The organism is Sphaerisporangium viridialbum (genome assembly GCF_049674955.1).
GTDB classification, from domain to species: Bacteria; Actinomycetota; Actinomycetes; order Streptosporangiales; family Streptosporangiaceae; genus Sphaerisporangium; species Sphaerisporangium viridialbum.
In genome coordinates this window covers 3359977-3375790 of the sequence record NZ_CP187232.1, presented here as the reverse complement: position 1 = coordinate 3375790, position 15814 = coordinate 3359977, and the positions used below count along the sequence as shown (strand labels likewise).

The 15814-nt window shown below is 67.8% G+C and carries 17 protein-coding genes; 9 read left to right on the top strand and 8 right to left on the bottom strand.

The window, feature by feature from the left end; all coding sequences use genetic code 11:
* Positions 1-1062, top strand: coding sequence for a polyprenyl synthetase family protein (locus ACOZ38_RS14895; RefSeq protein ID WP_424531209.1), 1062 nt, complete (start codon positions 1-3; stop codon positions 1060-1062).
* Between the two features lie 157 nt (positions 1063-1219).
* On the opposite strand, the gene ACOZ38_RS14890 is transcribed toward ACOZ38_RS14895, so the two are convergent.
* Together ACOZ38_RS14890 and ACOZ38_RS14885 are read right to left on the bottom strand one after the other, a co-directional pair.
* Positions 1220-1885: a response regulator gene (locus ACOZ38_RS14890; RefSeq protein ID WP_424531207.1), complete on the bottom strand. Its 666-nt coding sequence runs from the start codon at positions 1883-1885 to the stop codon at positions 1220-1222.
* A 269-nt stretch (positions 1886-2154) separates the two neighbouring features.
* Positions 2155-3423, bottom strand: coding sequence for a sensor histidine kinase (locus ACOZ38_RS14885; protein ID WP_424531206.1), 1269 nt, complete (start codon positions 3421-3423; stop codon positions 2155-2157).
* Positions 3424-3601: 178 nt separating this feature from the next.
* Here ACOZ38_RS14885 and ACOZ38_RS14880 point away from each other — a divergent pair, with 178 nt between their 5' ends.
* The 6 genes from ACOZ38_RS14880 to ACOZ38_RS14855 all read left to right on the top strand — a co-directional run bounded on the left by ACOZ38_RS14880 (position 3602) and on the right by ACOZ38_RS14855 (position 7531).
* The gene (locus ACOZ38_RS14880) at positions 3602-4369 is read left to right on the top strand and encodes a transposase family protein (protein ID WP_424531204.1); all 768 of its coding nucleotides are present in this window, start codon (positions 3602-3604) and stop codon (positions 4367-4369) included.
* A gap of 74 nt (positions 4370-4443) precedes the next feature.
* Positions 4444-4758 carry a hypothetical protein gene (locus ACOZ38_RS14875; protein WP_424531203.1) on the top strand — a complete coding sequence of 105 codons (315 nt, stop codon included), beginning with the start codon at positions 4444-4446 and terminating at the stop codon, positions 4756-4758.
* Positions 4759-4953: 195 nt separating this feature from the next.
* Positions 4954-5493: a hypothetical protein gene (locus ACOZ38_RS14870; protein WP_424531202.1), complete on the top strand. Its 540-nt coding sequence runs from the start codon at positions 4954-4956 to the stop codon at positions 5491-5493.
* A 12-nt stretch (positions 5494-5505) separates the two neighbouring features.
* Positions 5506-6471: a tyrosine-type recombinase/integrase gene (locus ACOZ38_RS14865; RefSeq protein WP_424531201.1), complete on the top strand. Its 966-nt coding sequence runs from the start codon at positions 5506-5508 to the stop codon at positions 6469-6471.
* A gap of 204 nt (positions 6472-6675) precedes the next feature.
* The gene (locus ACOZ38_RS14860; RefSeq protein ID WP_405147235.1) at positions 6676-7146 is read left to right on the top strand and encodes a hypothetical protein; all 471 of its coding nucleotides are present in this window, start codon (positions 6676-6678) and stop codon (positions 7144-7146) included.
* A 166-nt stretch (positions 7147-7312) separates the two neighbouring features.
* Positions 7313-7531 carry a hypothetical protein gene (locus tag ACOZ38_RS14855; RefSeq protein WP_424531199.1) on the top strand — a complete coding sequence of 73 codons (219 nt, stop codon included), beginning with the start codon at positions 7313-7315 and terminating at the stop codon, positions 7529-7531.
* 117 nt (positions 7532-7648) lie between these two features.
* Here the strand turns inward: ACOZ38_RS14855 and ACOZ38_RS14850 are convergent, their stop codons facing one another.
* A complete protein-coding gene (locus ACOZ38_RS14850) occupies positions 7649-8545 on the bottom strand; it encodes a polysaccharide deacetylase family protein (RefSeq protein ID WP_424531197.1) in 897 nt (298 codons plus the stop codon).
* A gap of 278 nt (positions 8546-8823) precedes the next feature.
* On the opposite strand from ACOZ38_RS14850, the gene ACOZ38_RS14845 reads away from it, so the two are divergent.
* Positions 8824-9387 carry a DUF3846 domain-containing protein gene (locus ACOZ38_RS14845; RefSeq protein WP_424531196.1) on the top strand — a complete coding sequence of 188 codons (564 nt, stop codon included), beginning with the start codon at positions 8824-8826 and terminating at the stop codon, positions 9385-9387.
* 105 nt (positions 9388-9492) lie between these two features.
* Here ACOZ38_RS14845 and ACOZ38_RS14840 read toward each other — a convergent pair whose 3' ends face one another.
* The gene (locus ACOZ38_RS14840) at positions 9493-9687 is read right to left on the bottom strand and encodes a DUF397 domain-containing protein (RefSeq protein WP_424531195.1); all 195 of its coding nucleotides are present in this window, start codon (positions 9685-9687) and stop codon (positions 9493-9495) included.
* A complete protein-coding gene (locus ACOZ38_RS14835; RefSeq protein WP_424531194.1) occupies positions 9687-10538 on the bottom strand; it encodes a helix-turn-helix domain-containing protein in 852 nt (283 codons plus the stop codon). The genes ACOZ38_RS14840 and ACOZ38_RS14835 overlap by 1 nt, the downstream gene beginning before the upstream one ends.
* Positions 10539-10933: 395 nt before the next feature.
* On the opposite strand from ACOZ38_RS14835, the gene ACOZ38_RS14830 reads away from it, so the two are divergent.
* Complete coding sequence (locus ACOZ38_RS14830; protein WP_424531193.1) at positions 10934-11344, top strand: ATP-binding protein; 411 nt, start codon at positions 10934-10936, stop codon at positions 11342-11344.
* Positions 11345-11523: 179 nt separating this feature from the next.
* Here ACOZ38_RS14830 and ACOZ38_RS14825 read toward each other — a convergent pair whose 3' ends face one another.
* The 3 genes from ACOZ38_RS14825 to ACOZ38_RS14815 are packed head-to-tail and all read right to left on the bottom strand — an operon-like array spanning position 11524 to position 15807.
* Positions 11524-13350 carry a GH39 family glycosyl hydrolase gene (locus ACOZ38_RS14825; protein WP_424531191.1) on the bottom strand — a complete coding sequence of 609 codons (1827 nt, stop codon included), beginning with the start codon at positions 13348-13350 and terminating at the stop codon, positions 11524-11526.
* Between the two features lie 45 nt (positions 13351-13395).
* Positions 13396-14952, bottom strand: a complete 1557-nt coding sequence (locus ACOZ38_RS14820) for a glucoamylase family protein (protein ID WP_424531189.1) — start codon at positions 14950-14952, stop codon at positions 13396-13398.
* 39 nt (positions 14953-14991) lie between these two features.
* Positions 14992-15807, bottom strand: coding sequence for a carbohydrate ABC transporter permease (locus ACOZ38_RS14815; RefSeq protein WP_424531187.1), 816 nt, complete (start codon positions 15805-15807; stop codon positions 14992-14994).
* Positions 15808-15814 lie beyond the last annotated feature (7 nt).

Genomic DNA, 15814 nt, shown 5'->3' with positions numbered 1-15814 from the left:
GTGTGGACCATCTCCGACGACTCCCTCGCCATGTGGACCCGCCGATCGCTCGACGAGGTCGAGACCCTGCTCGGCGCGACGCTGCGCAACCCCGGTGACCCGTTCCTCACCACCGTCGCCACCCATCTACTCGCGGCGGGCGGCAAACGCGTACGCCCGGCGCTCGTGCTGCTCGCCGCCCGGTTCGGCGAACACCCCGACAACCCCGCGGTCGTACGCGCGGCGGCGGCCGTGGAGCTCATGCACGTCGCCTCGCTGTACCACGACGACGTCATGGACGAGGCGGCCACGCGGCGGGGAGTGCCCAGCGTCAACGCGCGGTGGGGCAACCGGGTCGCCATCCTCGCCGGTGACTACCTGGTCGCCAAGGCGGCCGAACTGGCCGCGCCGCTCGGGGCTCCGGCGATGGAGGAGCTGGCGCGGATGCTGACCAGGCTCGTCACCGGGCAGCTCCGCGAGACGGTGGGCGCCGACCGGCACGCCGACCCGGAGCGGTACTACATGAGCGTGATAGCCGACAAGACCGCCGCCCTGTTCACGCTGGCGGCGCGGCTCGGAGCGCACGCCTCCGGCGCGGACGCCGAGGTGCGCGCGGCCCTCGGCGCATACGGAGAGGCGCTGGGCATCGCCTTCCAGCTCTCCGACGACGTCCTCGACCTCACCCAGCCGTCCGCACGGGCCGGCAAGCCCGCGAACGCGGACCTGCGTCAGGGCGTGGCGACGCTGCCCGTGCTGCGGGCCCTGCGCGCCCGCCGCCGGAGACCCGGACGCCCTGGCGGGGAGCCGGTCCCGGCCGACAGGGAGCCCGCACGGGTCCGCAAGGACTCGGCGCGGCTCAGGAGGATGCTCGCCTCCGGGCCGATCACGGACGCGGACGACCTCACCGTCGCCGCGCGCCTGGTGAGACGCTCTCCCGGGTTCACACAGACGCGCGCGGAGGTGGAGCACTACGCGAACCAGGCCAGGCGGGCTCTGCTGCGGCTCCCTCCCTCACCCGCGCGCGACACCCTGGGCGAAATGTGCGACCACGTCGTCTCCCGCACCGATCCCGGGCCACCCTGACCCGCGACCGCCCGCCCGGCGTCGCGCTCCTGCCACGGTCTCACCTCAGAGCGGCCGATCTCACCACAGCCACCGGTCTCACCTCAGACCGGCCGACCTCACCACAGCCACCAGGCTCACCTCAGCCGACCGATCTCATCTCAGACCGGGGCGCACCTCAGCCGACCGGGCTCACGAAGCCGGACTCGTAGGCGACGATCACGGCCTGGGTGCGGTCGCGGGCGGCGAGCTTGGTGAGCACGTTGCCGACGTGCGTCTTGACGGTCTCCGTGCCCACCACCAGGCGCGCGGCGATCTCGGCGTTGGACAGCCCGGTGGCCATTAGCCGCAGGACCACCTCCTCACGCTCGGTCAGCCGGGCACGGCGAAGCCGGTCACCGGCCGGGCCGCGCGCCCCGCCGCCCCCGTACGAGCCGGCCAGGCGCCGGATCGCCGCGGGGAACACCAGGGATTCGCCTCGTGCCACCACCCGCACCGCCTCCACGACCTCCGCAGGCCGCGTGCGCTTGAGCAGGAACCCGCTCGCGCCCGCACGCAGCGCCTCGTACACGTAGTCGTCGTTCTCGAAGGTGGTGATGACGAGCACCCGCGGGGGCTCGCCGGAGGCGGCGAGCAGCCGGCGCGTGGCCTCGATGCCGTCGATCGCGGGCATCCGCACGTCCATGAGGAGGACGTCGGGCCCGGTACGAGCCACCATCGCCATGACCTCGGCGCCGTCGGCGGCCTCGCCGACCACCTCCAGGTCGTGCTGGGCGTCGAGGATGACCCGCAGCCCGACGCGGATCAGCTCCTCGTCGTCGACGATCGCCACCCGGATGCTCATGACACCCCCACAACCGCCACCTTGGTGGTCATGACAGCCTCACAACCGCCACCTCGGTGGTCATGACAGCCTCACAACCGCCACCTCGGTGGTCATGACAGCCTCACAACCGCCACCTCGGTGGTCATGACAGCCTCACAACCGCCACCTCGGTGGTCATGACAGCCTCACAACCGCCACCTCGGTGGTCATGACAGCCTCACAACCGCCACCTCGGTGGTCATGACAGCCTCACGATTCCGGCCCGGATGGTCATGGCAGGCTCCTCGTCACGGCGACTCCGTTCCTCTCACGACCGCCGCCCCCGTCGGCAGCCGGACGGAGACCTTCCACTCGCCGCCGTCGAGGCCGGCCGTCATTTCTCCGCCGAGCAGCGCGACGCGTTCACGCATGCCGGAAAGGCCCCGGCCGCCCTCGCGCCGCGGGTAGGAGCCGGTCACGGGGTTGACCACGTCGATGGCCAGCGTGGGGCCGTCGACGGCGACGCGCAGGACGACCGGCACGGGCCCCGCGTGGCGGAGCACGTTGGTGAGGCTCTCCTGGATGATGCGGTAGCCCTCCCGCGACACCGGGGCGGGCAGGTCGTCCACGGAGCCCTCCATCTCGGTGCGCACCTGGACCCCGGTCCCGCGCGTGTGGGCCAGCAGGCCGCCGAGGTCGGCCAGCCTGTGATGCGGTGCGGGCTCTGTGGGCTCGTCCTCGCGCAGCATGCCGAGCACCCGGTCGAGGTCCTCGGTCGCGGCCCGCCCGGTGTCCTCGATCGCGGCGAGGGCGCGGCGCGCGAAGCCCGGGTCGGTGTCCAGCAGCTGCAGCGCCGCGGCGGCCTGCAACGTCGTGACCGTCAGCGCGTGCCCGATGGAGTCGTGAAGGTCGCGGGCCAGCCGGTTGCGCTCGGCGAGCCGGGCGGCACGCGCCTCCAGCGCCGCGATGCGCTCGGCCGGGGACGGCCCGAGCAGCACCGGCGCCATGACCGCGGCCAGCGCCCCGAGCCCCGCCACCGCGTAGATGACGCCCACCAGCAGGACCACGCCGAGCAGCGACAGCCACACCGACTGGTGCCCGCTCTGCGCCCCGAGGCGCAACCCCGCGAGCTCCGCGCCGCCCGCGATGCCGAACCGCTGGACGATCAGGGTCACGCTCATCACGAGCGGGATGAGCAGGAGCAGGACCACCAGCCCGCCGATGGCCAGATGGACGGTGAACCACAGGGCCGCGCGCATCCTGGTCTCGCGGTCCGCCCGGCGGGACTCGGCCGTCGCGGGCGGATCGGGCAGCGGGACGCCGAGCAGCGACCGCGCCGCCACGATCTCGAGCGCCCGCGTGCCCCGCAGGAACGGCGGCACCGAGGCGACCACGACCGCCACGGCCAGCACCGGCAAGATGATCCCCCGGGGCGTACGAGGCGTGGTGAGCATTTGCGCGAACGCCACCGCCACCAGCACATACGGCAGGAGCAGAACCCCACCGAGCAACAGGTGAACCCCCCGCCGGTAGGTGACCCCGCTCACCAACGGCGCGACCACCCCCCGGACCCTCATACGAGCCATTCTCCCGCAGCGAACTTCCATCGGGCTCACCGTGAGCCATTTTCATCCCGGTCTGAGGGCTGGCTGGTCACAGCATGATCGCGAGTTGAGCGTCTGGTCCCGGACGTAGGGAAGCCCCTGGTAGATGAGTTGAACGACCAAGAACAACCGTCTCCACCAAGGGCTTCAGATGCTTTTCTATCGTGCTGCGGTCGCTTTGTCGCGTTCAACCCTGAACTACGTCGCCGGGGTGATCCGCCGGCACCGCAAGAGCATCGGGTCGACGTGGCGACTTCTCAACCCGGGCCAGCAGGCCCTGCTCGTACTGGTCTACCTGCGCAAAGGCGATACCTTCGCCGAGGTCGCAGCCGGGTTTGCGGTGTCGACCACGACCGCGTGGCGCTATATCCAGGAGACCGTGAAACTCCTGTCCGCACGATCCCCCAAGCTCGACCAGGCGCTGAAGAAGGCGAAGGCCACCGAGCTGTACGTGGTGCTGGACGGCACCCTGATTCCGATCGACCGCGTCAAGGCCGACCGTCCTTACTACTCCGGGAAACACAAGATCCACGGTATGAACCTGCAGGTCATCTCCAGCCCGACCGGCACGATCTTGTGGGTATCCGGACCACTGCCCGGCTCCACTCACGATCTCACCGCGGCCCGGCTGTGGGGCATCCTGCGAGCCCTCGCCAAGGCCGGCCTCATCGTCCTGGCCGACAAGGGGTACCAAGGCGCCGGTGAGCACGTATTGACGCCGTACAAGGGCAAGGGCAAACCGGAGTCCCAGAAGATCGCGAATCGATCCCACGCCAAGCTCAGAGGGCCCGGCGAACGAGCAAACGCCCAGCTCAAGACCTGGCGAATCCTCCGGAAACTACGCTGCAGCCCCAACCGGGCCGGCCACCTCGCCAAAGCCATCCATGTCCTTCACAACCGCGAAGCGCAGGCAGGTTGAAAAAGGCTCCGTCATGGCCCGACAGCAAAGACACTCAAATTTGATACCCTCATTTATGAGGGTTTCAATAATGAGTGCCTCCCGGCAGCATCCTTCCCGAGGGAACCGGAGCGGTCGGAGGCTACTGGACCCGCACCAACGATCCTGAGATCGACATCGTGGCCGCCGATCGCGCGCCGGTCGCCAAGCGCGTCACGGCGGTCGGCTCCATCAAGTGGCTGGAGAACCGCCCCTTCGACGCCCACGACCTTGCCCGGCTGGTCCTCCACCGCTCCCTGCTGCCGGGAGCGGACGACACCACCCCCCTGCTGGCGGTGTCCCGAAGCGGGTCCACGGTCGACGGAGTGCCCACGATCGTCCCGGAGGACCTGCTCTCCGCCTGGCGGTGACGGGCAGGGTGCGCCAAAGGCCCGACGCTTCGTTCATGAACCGGCTGGTCGATTTGGGGAGAGCGAAGAGGTGCCACGGCTGGGGTGGGTGGGCATCAAGCGGGTGCCCCCGTCAAGTGGGTGGCGGGAGGGCAAAACAGGGCCTTCACCAGGGGTGACTTCTCACGAGGAGGCAGAGCGCGCGATGCTGCCAGGTTGATCACAAACGAGTTGCGTGAGGTGGAGCGTCGCCGGGGGGCTACGCCGGGCGTCATGGTTCGCCAAATACGGGTACCAGGCGTACGCCGACCCTCGCATGACGGCAACCCAATCCGCCCGCGCGTCAACTTCCGCAGCGAGCTGGTCTTCGTCAAAGCCTTCTACGAGGACATCGCCCGCTGGGCCCTCGACGACCCCACCCGCTGGGCCAAGTGGGCAGTCCCTTGCCCGATCAAGGCCAGCGAATGCGCCACCAAGAAGTCCAGGTCCGGAGTCAAGTCGCGGATGGACCAGCGCACCCGAGCCCAACGCCCGCTCATGCCCGCCCTGCTGCGCGCGGTCGAACAGCAGCGCAAAGCTGCCGAACACCTGATCAGCGCCGCCCGGAGCACTCCCGAAGGCGAACTCTTCACCGTCGCAGGCCGCGCGTTCCGGCGATGCCGGCAAGGCCCATCCGGACGCGTCTACGTCATCGAGGTCGCCACTGGCAAGAAACGCAGCCTCACCCACGAGGAAGAGGCCGCGTTCTGGTCCTGAGCGACTGTCGAGGTGCTGCGCACGACCGGGATCCGGATTGAGGAGATGCTCGAACTCACCCACCACAGCTTCGTCGCCTACGCCCTGCCGACCACCGGCGAAGTCGTCCCCATGCTGCAGATCGCTCCGTCCAAGACCGATACCGAAAGGCTCCTACTTGTTTCGCCCGAACTCGCAGAGGTCCTCACCGCGATCATCTTCCGAGTCCGGCGCGGCAACGCCGCCATACCCCTAGTCTCCGCCTACGACGTGTTCGAGCAGACCTGGAGCGCGCCGATGCCGTTCCTGTTCCAACGCCGCTACGGATCCGAGGACCGGGCCTTGACCCGCAGCTACATCCGCGAATGCCTGATCGCCACCTCGGCCACCGCGCAGATCACCATCGCCGGACATCCCCTCGAATGGCGGCCCCATGACTTCCGTCGAATCTTCGTCACCGACGCCCTACGCTCCGGACTCCCACCCCACATCGCCGCCAAGATCTGCGGACACGCCCTGCTCGACACCACGATGGGCTACGCCGCGATCTACCCCGACGACGTCATCACCCACCACCGTGCCTTCATCGCCCGCCGCCGAGCCGAACGCCCCAGCGAGGAATACCGCGACCTCACAGCCAGCGAATGGGAAGAATTTCTCGCCCATTTCGAGCTACGGAAAGTCGCGCTCGGAATATGCGGACGCGACTATGGAACCCCTTGTGCGCATGAAAACGCTTGTGTCAGATGCCCAATCCTTCGCGTTGACCCAGCTCAGAAGCCCCGGCTCGAAGAAATCCACGCCAACCTCATCGACCGGCTCGCCGAAGCCAAACAACAGGGCTGGCTCGGCGAAGTCGCCGCTACCGAGACCACCCTCGCGGCAGCGAAGCAGAAGCTTGAAGCCATGCGTGAAGCGACTGTTCGTACGAGCACCGTCAACCTCGGAATGCCCAGCATCCGCCGCACGATTGGACGATCATCCGAGATGACGTCCTGACCCGCTCGCCGGTGAGCGGCCCGCATCGCCAGTGGGGGCACAAAGCTCGCAGGCAATCAGCCGATCGACAGCGCGGCCATGTCCCGACCTGAGAGCATGGGCGCGATCCCGCCCAGCAGCCTCGCCAGCGCTTTCTCAGCATCAGCGTAATCAGCGGTCCGCGTTGTTGAATGGTGATCACCCGACGAGGTTCCGGAGAATGGCATGGTGCTGACCGAAACGGTCCGGAAGGCGTTACCGAAGCAGCGGAGCAGGTGGCCGTTCTTCGTGTGTCTCGCGCTCCTTGCTTCGATCGTCGCCTACACCCTGGTGTTCGACCTTCCCCAGTGGCGAAACGACGAGAAGCTGGCCCGGCTGCAGGAGCGGGTGAGCATGCTCTCCCTCCCACCCGACACCGAGCATGATCTGCGTGCCGAGGCCAGCGTGGTGGGCCTTCTGTCGGGCAACGGCAATCATTGCGACTATCTGGTGCATCTGGCCCTGGTCACGAAGCTGCCCGACGCCGAGATCGCACGCTACTACGAGTCCGTCACGGTCGAGGGCGTCGAGGGCGGTGAGCTCTCCGGCACCGTCTATGTCAACCCGAGCGGATCATGGCGGGACGGGTTCAAGGGCGTCATCGTGGAATTTTTCGACGGAGGCCACGAGGCCGGGTCCGACATGCGCTGCCACTAACCGAAAGCCCCGGCCATCACCGCGACACGCCGAACAGCCTCCTTCTCAGAACTGAATGTGGCTACAAAGAGTTGAGCTGCTCGCTAGGGGGCTCAGGGTTCGCCACCAAGATCAGTTCGGTTAAGCATGTGTCAGATGCCCTCAACTCCGACCCGATCCCGACCAGATGCCCCGGCTTGAGGAGATCCACCACAACCTCCTCGACCGCCTGAAAGAAGCAAAGGACCAGGGATGGCTCGGCGAGGTCGCCGCCATCGAGACGAGCGTGGCCGCCGCTGAAGACAAGCTCGCCACGATGCGCGAGATGACCGCCAAGCACACCACCACCAACCTCGGCATGCCCGACTTCCACCCGTCGGTCGGCCGACGCACGTCCGGCAGCTGACACACATTGACGAGGCCAAACCACCCGCGCACGCGCCGAGCAGCCAGCACAGACTGGCTGACCTTCGGAGAGGCACTCAGCGGCCCGTTGCCCGCACAAGCGACGGGCCGGATCGGCTCATCGAGGGTCGGCGTTCTGAGACCAGACCCGCTGGATCGTCCGGTAGTCGATCACAGCAATGTGCTCCTGCTGCAGGACTTCACGGGCCTGCGGCGATGTCAGGAACTCGTAGTCCGTCCGGCGCACGCACCAGCCACCGTCGACGGCCTGCGCCTCCTCGTTTCCCAGTCCGGGATGCACAGCCCACTCATTGAGCCCAGCAGGCAGGTCGCGCAGCATCTGAACGTATCGGGCCGCCTTTCCTGCGATATCGAGGGAAAAGCTGTCCAGGAAGTCGTTGTCGGTGACCGGCAGCCCGCGTTGCCGCATCACCCGGCGCCCGGGTTCGAGCCAGACCCGGACCGCAAGGCCGTACTCGGCTGCCAGTACTACGGCCAGGTCGAGGATGTCATCGCGGCCTCCGTCGGCCAGGCAATGGAAGTCCAGGTGGGTCGGCGTGAGCCCAGCATCGGCGACGGCACTGATCTGGGCGCGGAACTCAAGTTCGATCTCATCGAGCCGAGCCTGGCCGAGGAGGGCCGCCCGTCCGGAGGGCGTCGGAGGAAACAGCTCACCTGCGTGGTCCAGGAGCGAGGGCACTCGTTCCTTGGCGGTCATCGGCCCCCATCGGATGTCGGGCATCTCACACACCATGGTCAGGTGGATTCCGAACGGGATCTGGGGCCGTCGGCTGAGCAGTTGCATGGCCTGCGGCGCCGCGGGACACGGGACCATCAGGCTGCACGAGGTGGCGATGCCGTCTTCGATCGACTCGATCACCGCGGCGTTGATCGCTGGATACATCCCGAAGTCATCACAGTTGACGATCAGCAGCCGGGCATCGGGCGGATACCCCAGTAACTCACTCGACTGCTCTGCAGGTGTGACGGCCGCGGGGCCGGTGGTTTCATCCATGCCCGCAGTGTGAGACCCGGCCAGACATCGCGCACGGGAATATGACCCCTCCGCGGCTCCGCGCCGTCATTTTCTCGTGGACATCCACGAGCCCGCCGATCACCAACTGCCGCCACAACCAGTGAACGAAAGTTGCTGCCGAACGTGAACGAAGCCGACACGCCGAACGCAACGTCTATACAAGATTTTTTATGGTCACCGTCAGTGAACCTGCGAGGCCCAGGTGCCCGAGAGGACCGGTTCAAGATCAGTTCGGTTAAGCTTGCATCCGCTGCCCCATGCTCCAAGTCGACCCCCGCGAGGTTGGCCGCCTCGCCGAACTCGTCAAAAATCTCGAGGACCGCCTCGAGGAGGCCGAGATCCACAGTTCGGGAGGCGAGATCGAAGGGATCAAGGCCAGCCTGGAAGCCGGCCGCGCCAAGCTCACCGCGGTTCGACGTTCAGCAGCCTGGCCTGACCGACGTGGGCATCCCAACGATCAGAGTCCGGGGCTGACCGTGAGAACACTCCTCATCGGCCTCGACAGCAATCCCACCCACCTCGAGCTGCCCAAGGGCAGCTTCAACGGCCGCTTCCTCACCGGTGTTCGCAAGCACGTAAACGCGCAGGCCGTTCAACCACTCAGCCTCACCAGCCGCCTGGACCTCTGGGTCGACGAGAACGGCATAGCCACGAACCGGCCAATCAACACCGTCGCCACCAGACTCGCCCGAACCTTCGGCTCCACCCACAACCTCCGCGGCCCCGTCGTGATCACCAGCACCAACCCGGAGATTGGCACGGCCAAGTCCCTGACATCCGAACAAGTCGCCATGATCAAGAACAGGCTCGCTGGTCCCTGAGCACCCCGTCACGCAGTGCCGACGAGAAGCAGAGCCCCAGGATCGTTAGTTCGGAAAAGAGCTCGGCCGCCACGGCGAACAGATCGCGGCCGATGGCATGACGAGCTACACCCTTCTTAGATGGTCGAGAAAGGTCCTCCATTCGCTGGAACTGAATTGAATGGTCGGGCCGTCAGGGTTCTTAGAGTCTCTGGCGGCGATCGACTCGCCGATCACCGCGATTTCTACACAGTCGTTTCCGCCGCCACTGAAGCTGCTCTTTTGCCACGACACACCAGCAAGATCGACCTGGTCGGCCACTAGAACTCCTTAGCCGCTGCCGCGACCATGATCGCGGTTTCCTCGGGGTCCAACGCAAGTTCGCATATGTGCTCGAACAACAGCGTATAGCGCCGAACTTCCTCGACGCTCTCCAGGTAGAGGTCGCCCATCGCGCCCTCGACGTAGGCAACGTCAGGCTCATACTCCCCGGAGAAGCGAAGCAGAACGAACGGACCTTCGATCGCCGCGTGGGCTCCGACGGCGAAGGGAAGTACCCTCACCGTGACATCTGGTCGCTCGCCGATCTCGATGAGTTGACTGAGTTGGGCGCGCATAGTCGATGCTCCGCCGATGGGGCGTCGCACCACGGCTTCGTTCAAGAGACAGATGAGCTGCGCACTGTGGTCGCGATTGAGCACCGCCTGCTGGCGTGCCATACGGGCTATCACGCGACGCGCGATCTCCTCGGAGGACAAGCCAGGCCGGACCGCTGTGATGACGGTTCGAGCGTACTCCTCGGTCTGGAATAGACCTGGCACCAGTTCAGACTGGTAGGTGCGCAGCAAGCAAGCAGCATCTTCCAAAGCGACGAAGGAACCAGTGAACACATCGCTGTACGGAGTCCACCAACCTCTACGGCGCGCATCTCGTGCCAGCTGGATAAGCGCGTCACGTTGAGGGCTGGCCACGCCATACAGATCCAGCAGCTCCTTGACGTCGATCCAGTCGACGCGTGGACTCCGCGCGTTCTCAAGGCGAAACAGCTTGCTGGAGTGCCAGCCCATCTCAGCGGCGACCTGCTCTTGGGTGAGGCCCGCCTTCAGTCGTAGCTCTCGTAGTGCTTGGGCGAGACGGCGCTGTCTCACAGTGGGGATATGGTCCGCCATCATTTGGGCTCCAAAGACACGGTTCTGATGAGTAACTTGCAGGCCCTGCAACTCGAAGGTCTTGCTAACCGATCGACAGTGCGTCACACTGCGTATCGCATGGTTCCACAGATCGTTACTCCCGAAGGTCACATCTCGGAAGCGAGCACAGCCATGGGTCCGATATCCAATCGACTTCCCCCAACCTCGTACGAGGTGGAAGCCCCCCTCCTGTCGTCTCAAACGACAGCCTCATCATCGAGCCAGACTCGGAAGCCGTACGAGGCCTCATCCGATCAGCGCTACGTCCTGGCCATCGAGAATATGGGCCAGTGGTACTTCGTCTGGGGTCCGGCGATGGGCATACGGGCCGAGAGGCTGCCCGTCACCGTACGGACGATCGCTCAGGCGGTGGCGTGATGAGCTTCCCTGTCGTCCTTGGTGCGTTGACCATCCCGGGTTCTGCGGAGAACGTGGCAGAGGCCCGTCGTTTCGTGGCAAAGCTTCTTGGCGCGGACCACCGGGACACCGAGACCAGCAGGCTGCTGCTCAGCGAGCTGATCGGGAACAGCATCCGCCACAGCACCAGCGGACGAGGCGGCTCGGTGACCGTGGCTGTGCTGGACGTCGGTGGCGCCCTTCGCATCGAAGTCGCCGACGGCGGCGCTGAGACCGTCCCATGCCTTTGCCCTAAGGGCGAACTACTGGAATCGGGACGAGGCATGAAACTGGTCGACGTGATGGCCTCACGATGGGGATTCACCCGGGACTCCCGCAGTAGCAGCACGACCTGGTTCGAGCTGGGCCATACGTGGACCAGGTCACGCTAAGGCGCGACGCCTCGTTCATGAACCGGCTATTCGATTCGGTGAGAGCGATGAGATGCGACGACAAGGTGGGTGGGCATCAAGTGGGCACCCCGTCAAGTGGGTGACGGGTGGGCAAAACCGACCCGTCACCAGGGGTACCTCCTCACGTGGAGATGGGGCACGCGGATGCTTGCAATTGATCACGACGGGCGTAGCTCGATGTAGGAGACCGCGGGCATGGGGAGGTCGAAGGTGAGGGTGAGGGTGCCGGAGGTGGGGTGGGCGGGGGCCGGAGGGTGGAGGTGGTCGAGGGTGTTGCGGGCGTGCAGTTCGTTCCACTGGGCCGCGTCCGGCCAGTCGCCGCCGCCCAGGGCCGCCCACACGCCCTGGATGTCGGAGTGTCCGGCGTCCACGCGGTGGTGGGTCAGCTCGTAGCGGTCGCGGGGAAGCCCGTCCAGGGTGAGGGTGACCCGCCGTTCGAGGATCGGGGCGCCGCCCGCCTGCGCCTGGTTGAGCGTGCCGTTCCACACCAGCACCCCGACGCGGCCGTCGTCGTGGCGGGCCGCCCACGCCTCGACCCCTGCGACGTCGCCCGTGACGTCCGCGGCCAGCTCGTGGTCGCCGAGCCGCTCGGCCAGGGCGAGCGCGAAGTACCGGGGCTTGCGCAGGTTGCCGACCGTGAGCAGGCCGAACCCCCCGTGGAACAGCCGGGGCGGGCGGCCGAGCTCCTCGAAATGGTCGGAGGCCACCCAGTGTGACAGCGCGTCGACGCGTCCCGCGGCCGACTTCATCCCGTGGAGCAGGAACGCCGCGCCGAAGGGCCCGTCGCCGATGCCGTGGAAGTGCGTGGGAGTGGGCCCCCACTCGGTCCACCAGATCGGCGTGCCCGCCCTGCCGTACCTGGCGAGGACGGGCCGCCAGTCGAGCGGCGCGTTGCCGTAGGTGTGGGTGGAGACGAAGTCGAGCGCCGCGCCCGACCCGGCCGTGTGGGCGACCAGCTCCTCGACCCAGCCGTTGGCCGCGCTGGACGGCCCGCCCACGCGCAGGCCGGGATCGACGCTTTTCACGGCCGCCGCCGTCACGTCGTACAGCCGGAAGTACTCCTCCGGCGTGCCGCTCCAGAAGACCTCCAGGTTGGCCTCGTTCCACACCTCGAACGACCAGTTGGCGGCCACCTCGCGCAGCCCGTAGCGGTCCACCAGGTGGCGTACGAGCGCCTGCACCAGGTCGCCCCAGCGGCCGTAGTCCTTCGGCGGGGAGATGACGGCCCGGTAGCCGAACACGGTCTTCGACGGGTCGGCGGCCAGGTCGCGCGGCATGTAACCGAGCTCCACCACCGGGCGCAGGCCAAGGCCCATGAGCAGGTCGTACACCCGGTCCACTCCGGTGAAGTCGTGCGCCGGCACCCCGTCCACCTCGCGGTACACCCCGAGGTCGTCGCCGAGGATCGCGTGGGCGCGCACCGCGCGGACGCCCAGCTCGTCGTGCGTGAGGCGCAGCGCCTCGGCCAGCTCGGAGCCGATGGGCCGCCCGCCGGTCTCGCCGTGGCTCAGCAGGTGCGACAGGTGCTCCGAGCCGATCATCGCCCGCCAGGGACGGGGCAGCGGCCGGGTGACCACGGCCGCGTCCACCCGCACCGCCACCGCGGCGTCCCCGCCCTCGCGGGGCGTGGCCGCCACGGACGCCGAGAACGGCCCGGCCAGGTCCGTCGTGCCGAGGGCCGCGACGACGTAGTGGACGGTCTCGCCGGGCGTGACCGCCGTGTCGACGAACCGGGTCCCGGGTACGGCGGGCACGTCCACGTCGGGCTGCTTCGTGGTGAGGAACGGGCCGCCCGCGCTCGCGCCCCGGTGCACGAGGTAGCCGATCGCCCCCTCCACGGGCTCCCACTCCAGCGTGACGTGCCCGGCGCCCGCCGACGCGCGCGGCCCGGCCGGCGCGTCGGGCGCGACGCCGACGGCCATGCCCGCCTCGCCGGACCTCTTGTAGATGCGGTCTCTCCAGTCCGTGAGTGCGGACTCGGTCATGATCTTCTCCCCGATCGGTCGCGGTAGGTGCGGCTCGGCCGCCGGTCAGTGCAGCCGCGCGTCCCATTCCTCCAGGCGGAGCACGGGCTTGAGCAGCCTCTCGGGACCTCCGGGGGTGAAGTAACGGCGCAGGTCGTCGCCGGCGAGGGCGTTGCCGAGGGCGCCCATGATCATCCCCTGGTCGAGCGCGAGGTACTCCTTGGCGACCTTGCCGCTCCGCACGGCCACGGCGTCGTAGAAGCCGCCGGGGCCGTAGGAGTCGAAGTCCGCCCGCAGCCGCGCCAGGTTGTCCAGCGCCTTGTCGCCCGCGTAGCGCAGGGCGAGGAAGGAGGCGTGCGGCGTCACCACCCCGTCCCCGTAGCGGTCCGGCTCCGGCTTGGCGGGACGGCAGTCGCCGAAGCCCGGGTCGGTGGAGGTGCGCTCCTCGTCGGAGGTGTAGCCGTCGGTGTCCATGCCGAGGTCGTCCACGCCGTACTCGCGGTAGCCGCCGTTCGGGTCGTCGGAGGGCGAGAAGCCCCAGTAGCCGTACTTTGCGTCGTTCAGCCCGTGCTCGATCTGCGCGGCGACGAAGACGGGGTGGTTGCGGCCCCAGCTCCTGGCGCCCCATGTCTCCTCGGGGACCACGAGGTTCGCCATCAGCGCCTCGAACATGCTGCCGCCCCAGTTCGGTACGAAGCGCAGGCCACGGTAGCCGTATGTGCCCTCGAAGACCTTGATGCCCTGGTAGGTCTGCCAGCTTCCCACCGGCTTCTGGTCGGCCCAGCCCCAGTCACAGGTGTCGGGGAAGGTGCGCCAGAGCCCGAAGTAGTGGGTGGCGGGCACCTGTCCGAGCGCCACGGCGACATAGGTGACGATGCGGGTCTCGGACATGGCGCCGTAGCGGTGGCAGGTGGAGTACACCGTCGTGCCCGTGTGCGCGTAGTCGGTCTCCTGCGAGCAGCCTTCCGGCTTGTCCGGCCAGTAGCCGCCGGTCATCAGCCCGGTTCCGGCGTCGGGACGGGCCTCGGGGTCGTAGAAGGCGGCGAAGTTCATCCTCGACAGGACCTCTCCGGCCTTCCTCGCCTGCTGGGGCACCGCGTTCTTCACCATCATCAGCGCGGCGGCCAGCCAGGCGTTGTCCACGCTGGACACGAAGGGCAGCACGGGGTCGCCGGTCTCCGGCCAGGTGCGCACGACCCGCAGCGTCGCGGGGTCGTACCAGTTGTAGAACAGGCCGGTGGCGGTGTCGTGGTCGAGCCTGCCCAGGGCGTCGAGCACCTTGGCGACGCGCGCCGTGGCCTCGCGCCGGTCGATGAGCCGCAGGTCCCTTGCGGCCAGGGTGCTCCACAGGTACGTGCCCACGTTGGTGGGCGAGGTGACCTTGGCACGTGTCCGAAGGTCGCCCGACACCTTGTCGGACGGCATCCCGGTGCCGGGGTCGGCCATGGCGGCCATGGATTTCCAGGTGTCGGCGGCGTACGTGCGCAGCACCGAAGTACGGGAGGCCGCCGGACCTGTGAGGGAGGGCGGCGGCCCGCCGGTACGGGAGTGCGCCAGCGCCTCCGCGGGGATCGCGGCGGCGAGGCCGAGTGCGAGAGTGCAGGCGAGAACTGTCTTGCGCATGGGCACCTCAGATCGCTCGAAGGTCGCTTACGAGGGCGCTCACTTGAGCCCGGCCGTGGCAACGCCCTGGACGAAGTAGCGCTGGAGGGAGACGAACAGGAGCAGGACGGGGGTGATGACCACGATCACGCCGGCCAGCAGCAGCCCGTAGTGAACGGTCTCCCTGTTGGAAAGACTGGCGAGCGCGACCGGCAGTGTGTACATCTCCTGGTGCTGGGCGACCACCGCCGGCCAGATGAAGCCGTTCCACGACCCCATGAAGGTGATCAGGCCGAGGGTCGCGAGCACCGGCTTGCAGAGCGGCATCACGATCTGGAAGAAGATCCGGAACTCCCCCGAGCCGTCCACCCGGGCCGCGTGCACGAGCTCGTCGGGGATCTCCCCCATGAACTGCCGCATCATGAACACCCCTAGCGGGGTGACCAGCCCGGGCAGGACGATGCCGGCGTAGGTGTCGGCCAGGTTCAGGCTCGCGACGGTCACGAACTGCGGGATGAGCAGCACGATGCCGGGCACCATCATCTGCAGCAGGACCAGGCCGAAGACGAACCGTCCCCCGGCGAAGTCCAGCTTGGTGAGCGCGTAGGCGACCAGGGAGCAGAACAGCAGGTTGGCGGCCACCACGATCACCGCCACGATCACGCTGTTGGCCGTCACCCTGGCGACGTCCATCCGCTCGAACAGCGCGGAGTAGTTGCCGGTGACCCAGCGGACGGGCAGGAACGTCGGCGGGTCCCGCCTGATCTCCGCGTCGGTCTTGAACGAGCCGAGCAGGGTCCACAGGAAGGGCCCCGCGACGGCGGCCAGCCCGATCGTGAGCGCGGCGTACAGCGCCGCGGTGCGTGATCTCTTCACGGTCGCG

What these genes read in the sequence shown, in the direction of transcription:
- ACOZ38_RS14890 (WP_424531207.1), bottom strand. Translation starts at nt 1,885, where the DNA reads ATGAGCATCCGGGTGGCGATCGTCGACGACGAGGAGCTGATCCGCGTC.
- ACOZ38_RS14885 (WP_424531206.1), bottom strand. Translation starts at nt 3,423, where the DNA reads ATGAGGGTCCGGGGGGTGGTCGCGCCGTTGGTGAGCGGGGTCACCTAC.
- ACOZ38_RS14880 (WP_424531204.1), top strand. Translation starts at nt 3,602, where the DNA reads ATGCTTTTCTATCGTGCTGCGGTCGCTTTGTCGCGTTCAACCCTGAAC.
- ACOZ38_RS14860 (WP_405147235.1), top strand. Translation starts at nt 6,676, where the DNA reads ATGGTGCTGACCGAAACGGTCCGGAAGGCGTTACCGAAGCAGCGGAGC.
- ACOZ38_RS14855 (WP_424531199.1), top strand. Translation starts at nt 7,313, where the DNA reads ATGCCCCGGCTTGAGGAGATCCACCACAACCTCCTCGACCGCCTGAAA.
- ACOZ38_RS14850 (WP_424531197.1), bottom strand. Translation starts at nt 8,545, where the DNA reads ATGGATGAAACCACCGGCCCCGCGGCCGTCACACCTGCAGAGCAGTCG.
- ACOZ38_RS14845 (WP_424531196.1), top strand. Translation starts at nt 8,824, where the DNA reads ATGCTCCAAGTCGACCCCCGCGAGGTTGGCCGCCTCGCCGAACTCGTC.
- ACOZ38_RS14835 (WP_424531194.1), bottom strand. Translation starts at nt 10,538, where the DNA reads ATGATGGCGGACCATATCCCCACTGTGAGACAGCGCCGTCTCGCCCAA.
- ACOZ38_RS14830 (WP_424531193.1), top strand. Translation starts at nt 10,934, where the DNA reads ATGAGCTTCCCTGTCGTCCTTGGTGCGTTGACCATCCCGGGTTCTGCG.
- ACOZ38_RS14825 (WP_424531191.1), bottom strand. Translation starts at nt 13,350, where the DNA reads ATGACCGAGTCCGCACTCACGGACTGGAGAGACCGCATCTACAAGAGG.
- ACOZ38_RS14820 (WP_424531189.1), bottom strand. Translation starts at nt 14,952, where the DNA reads ATGCGCAAGACAGTTCTCGCCTGCACTCTCGCACTCGGCCTCGCCGCC.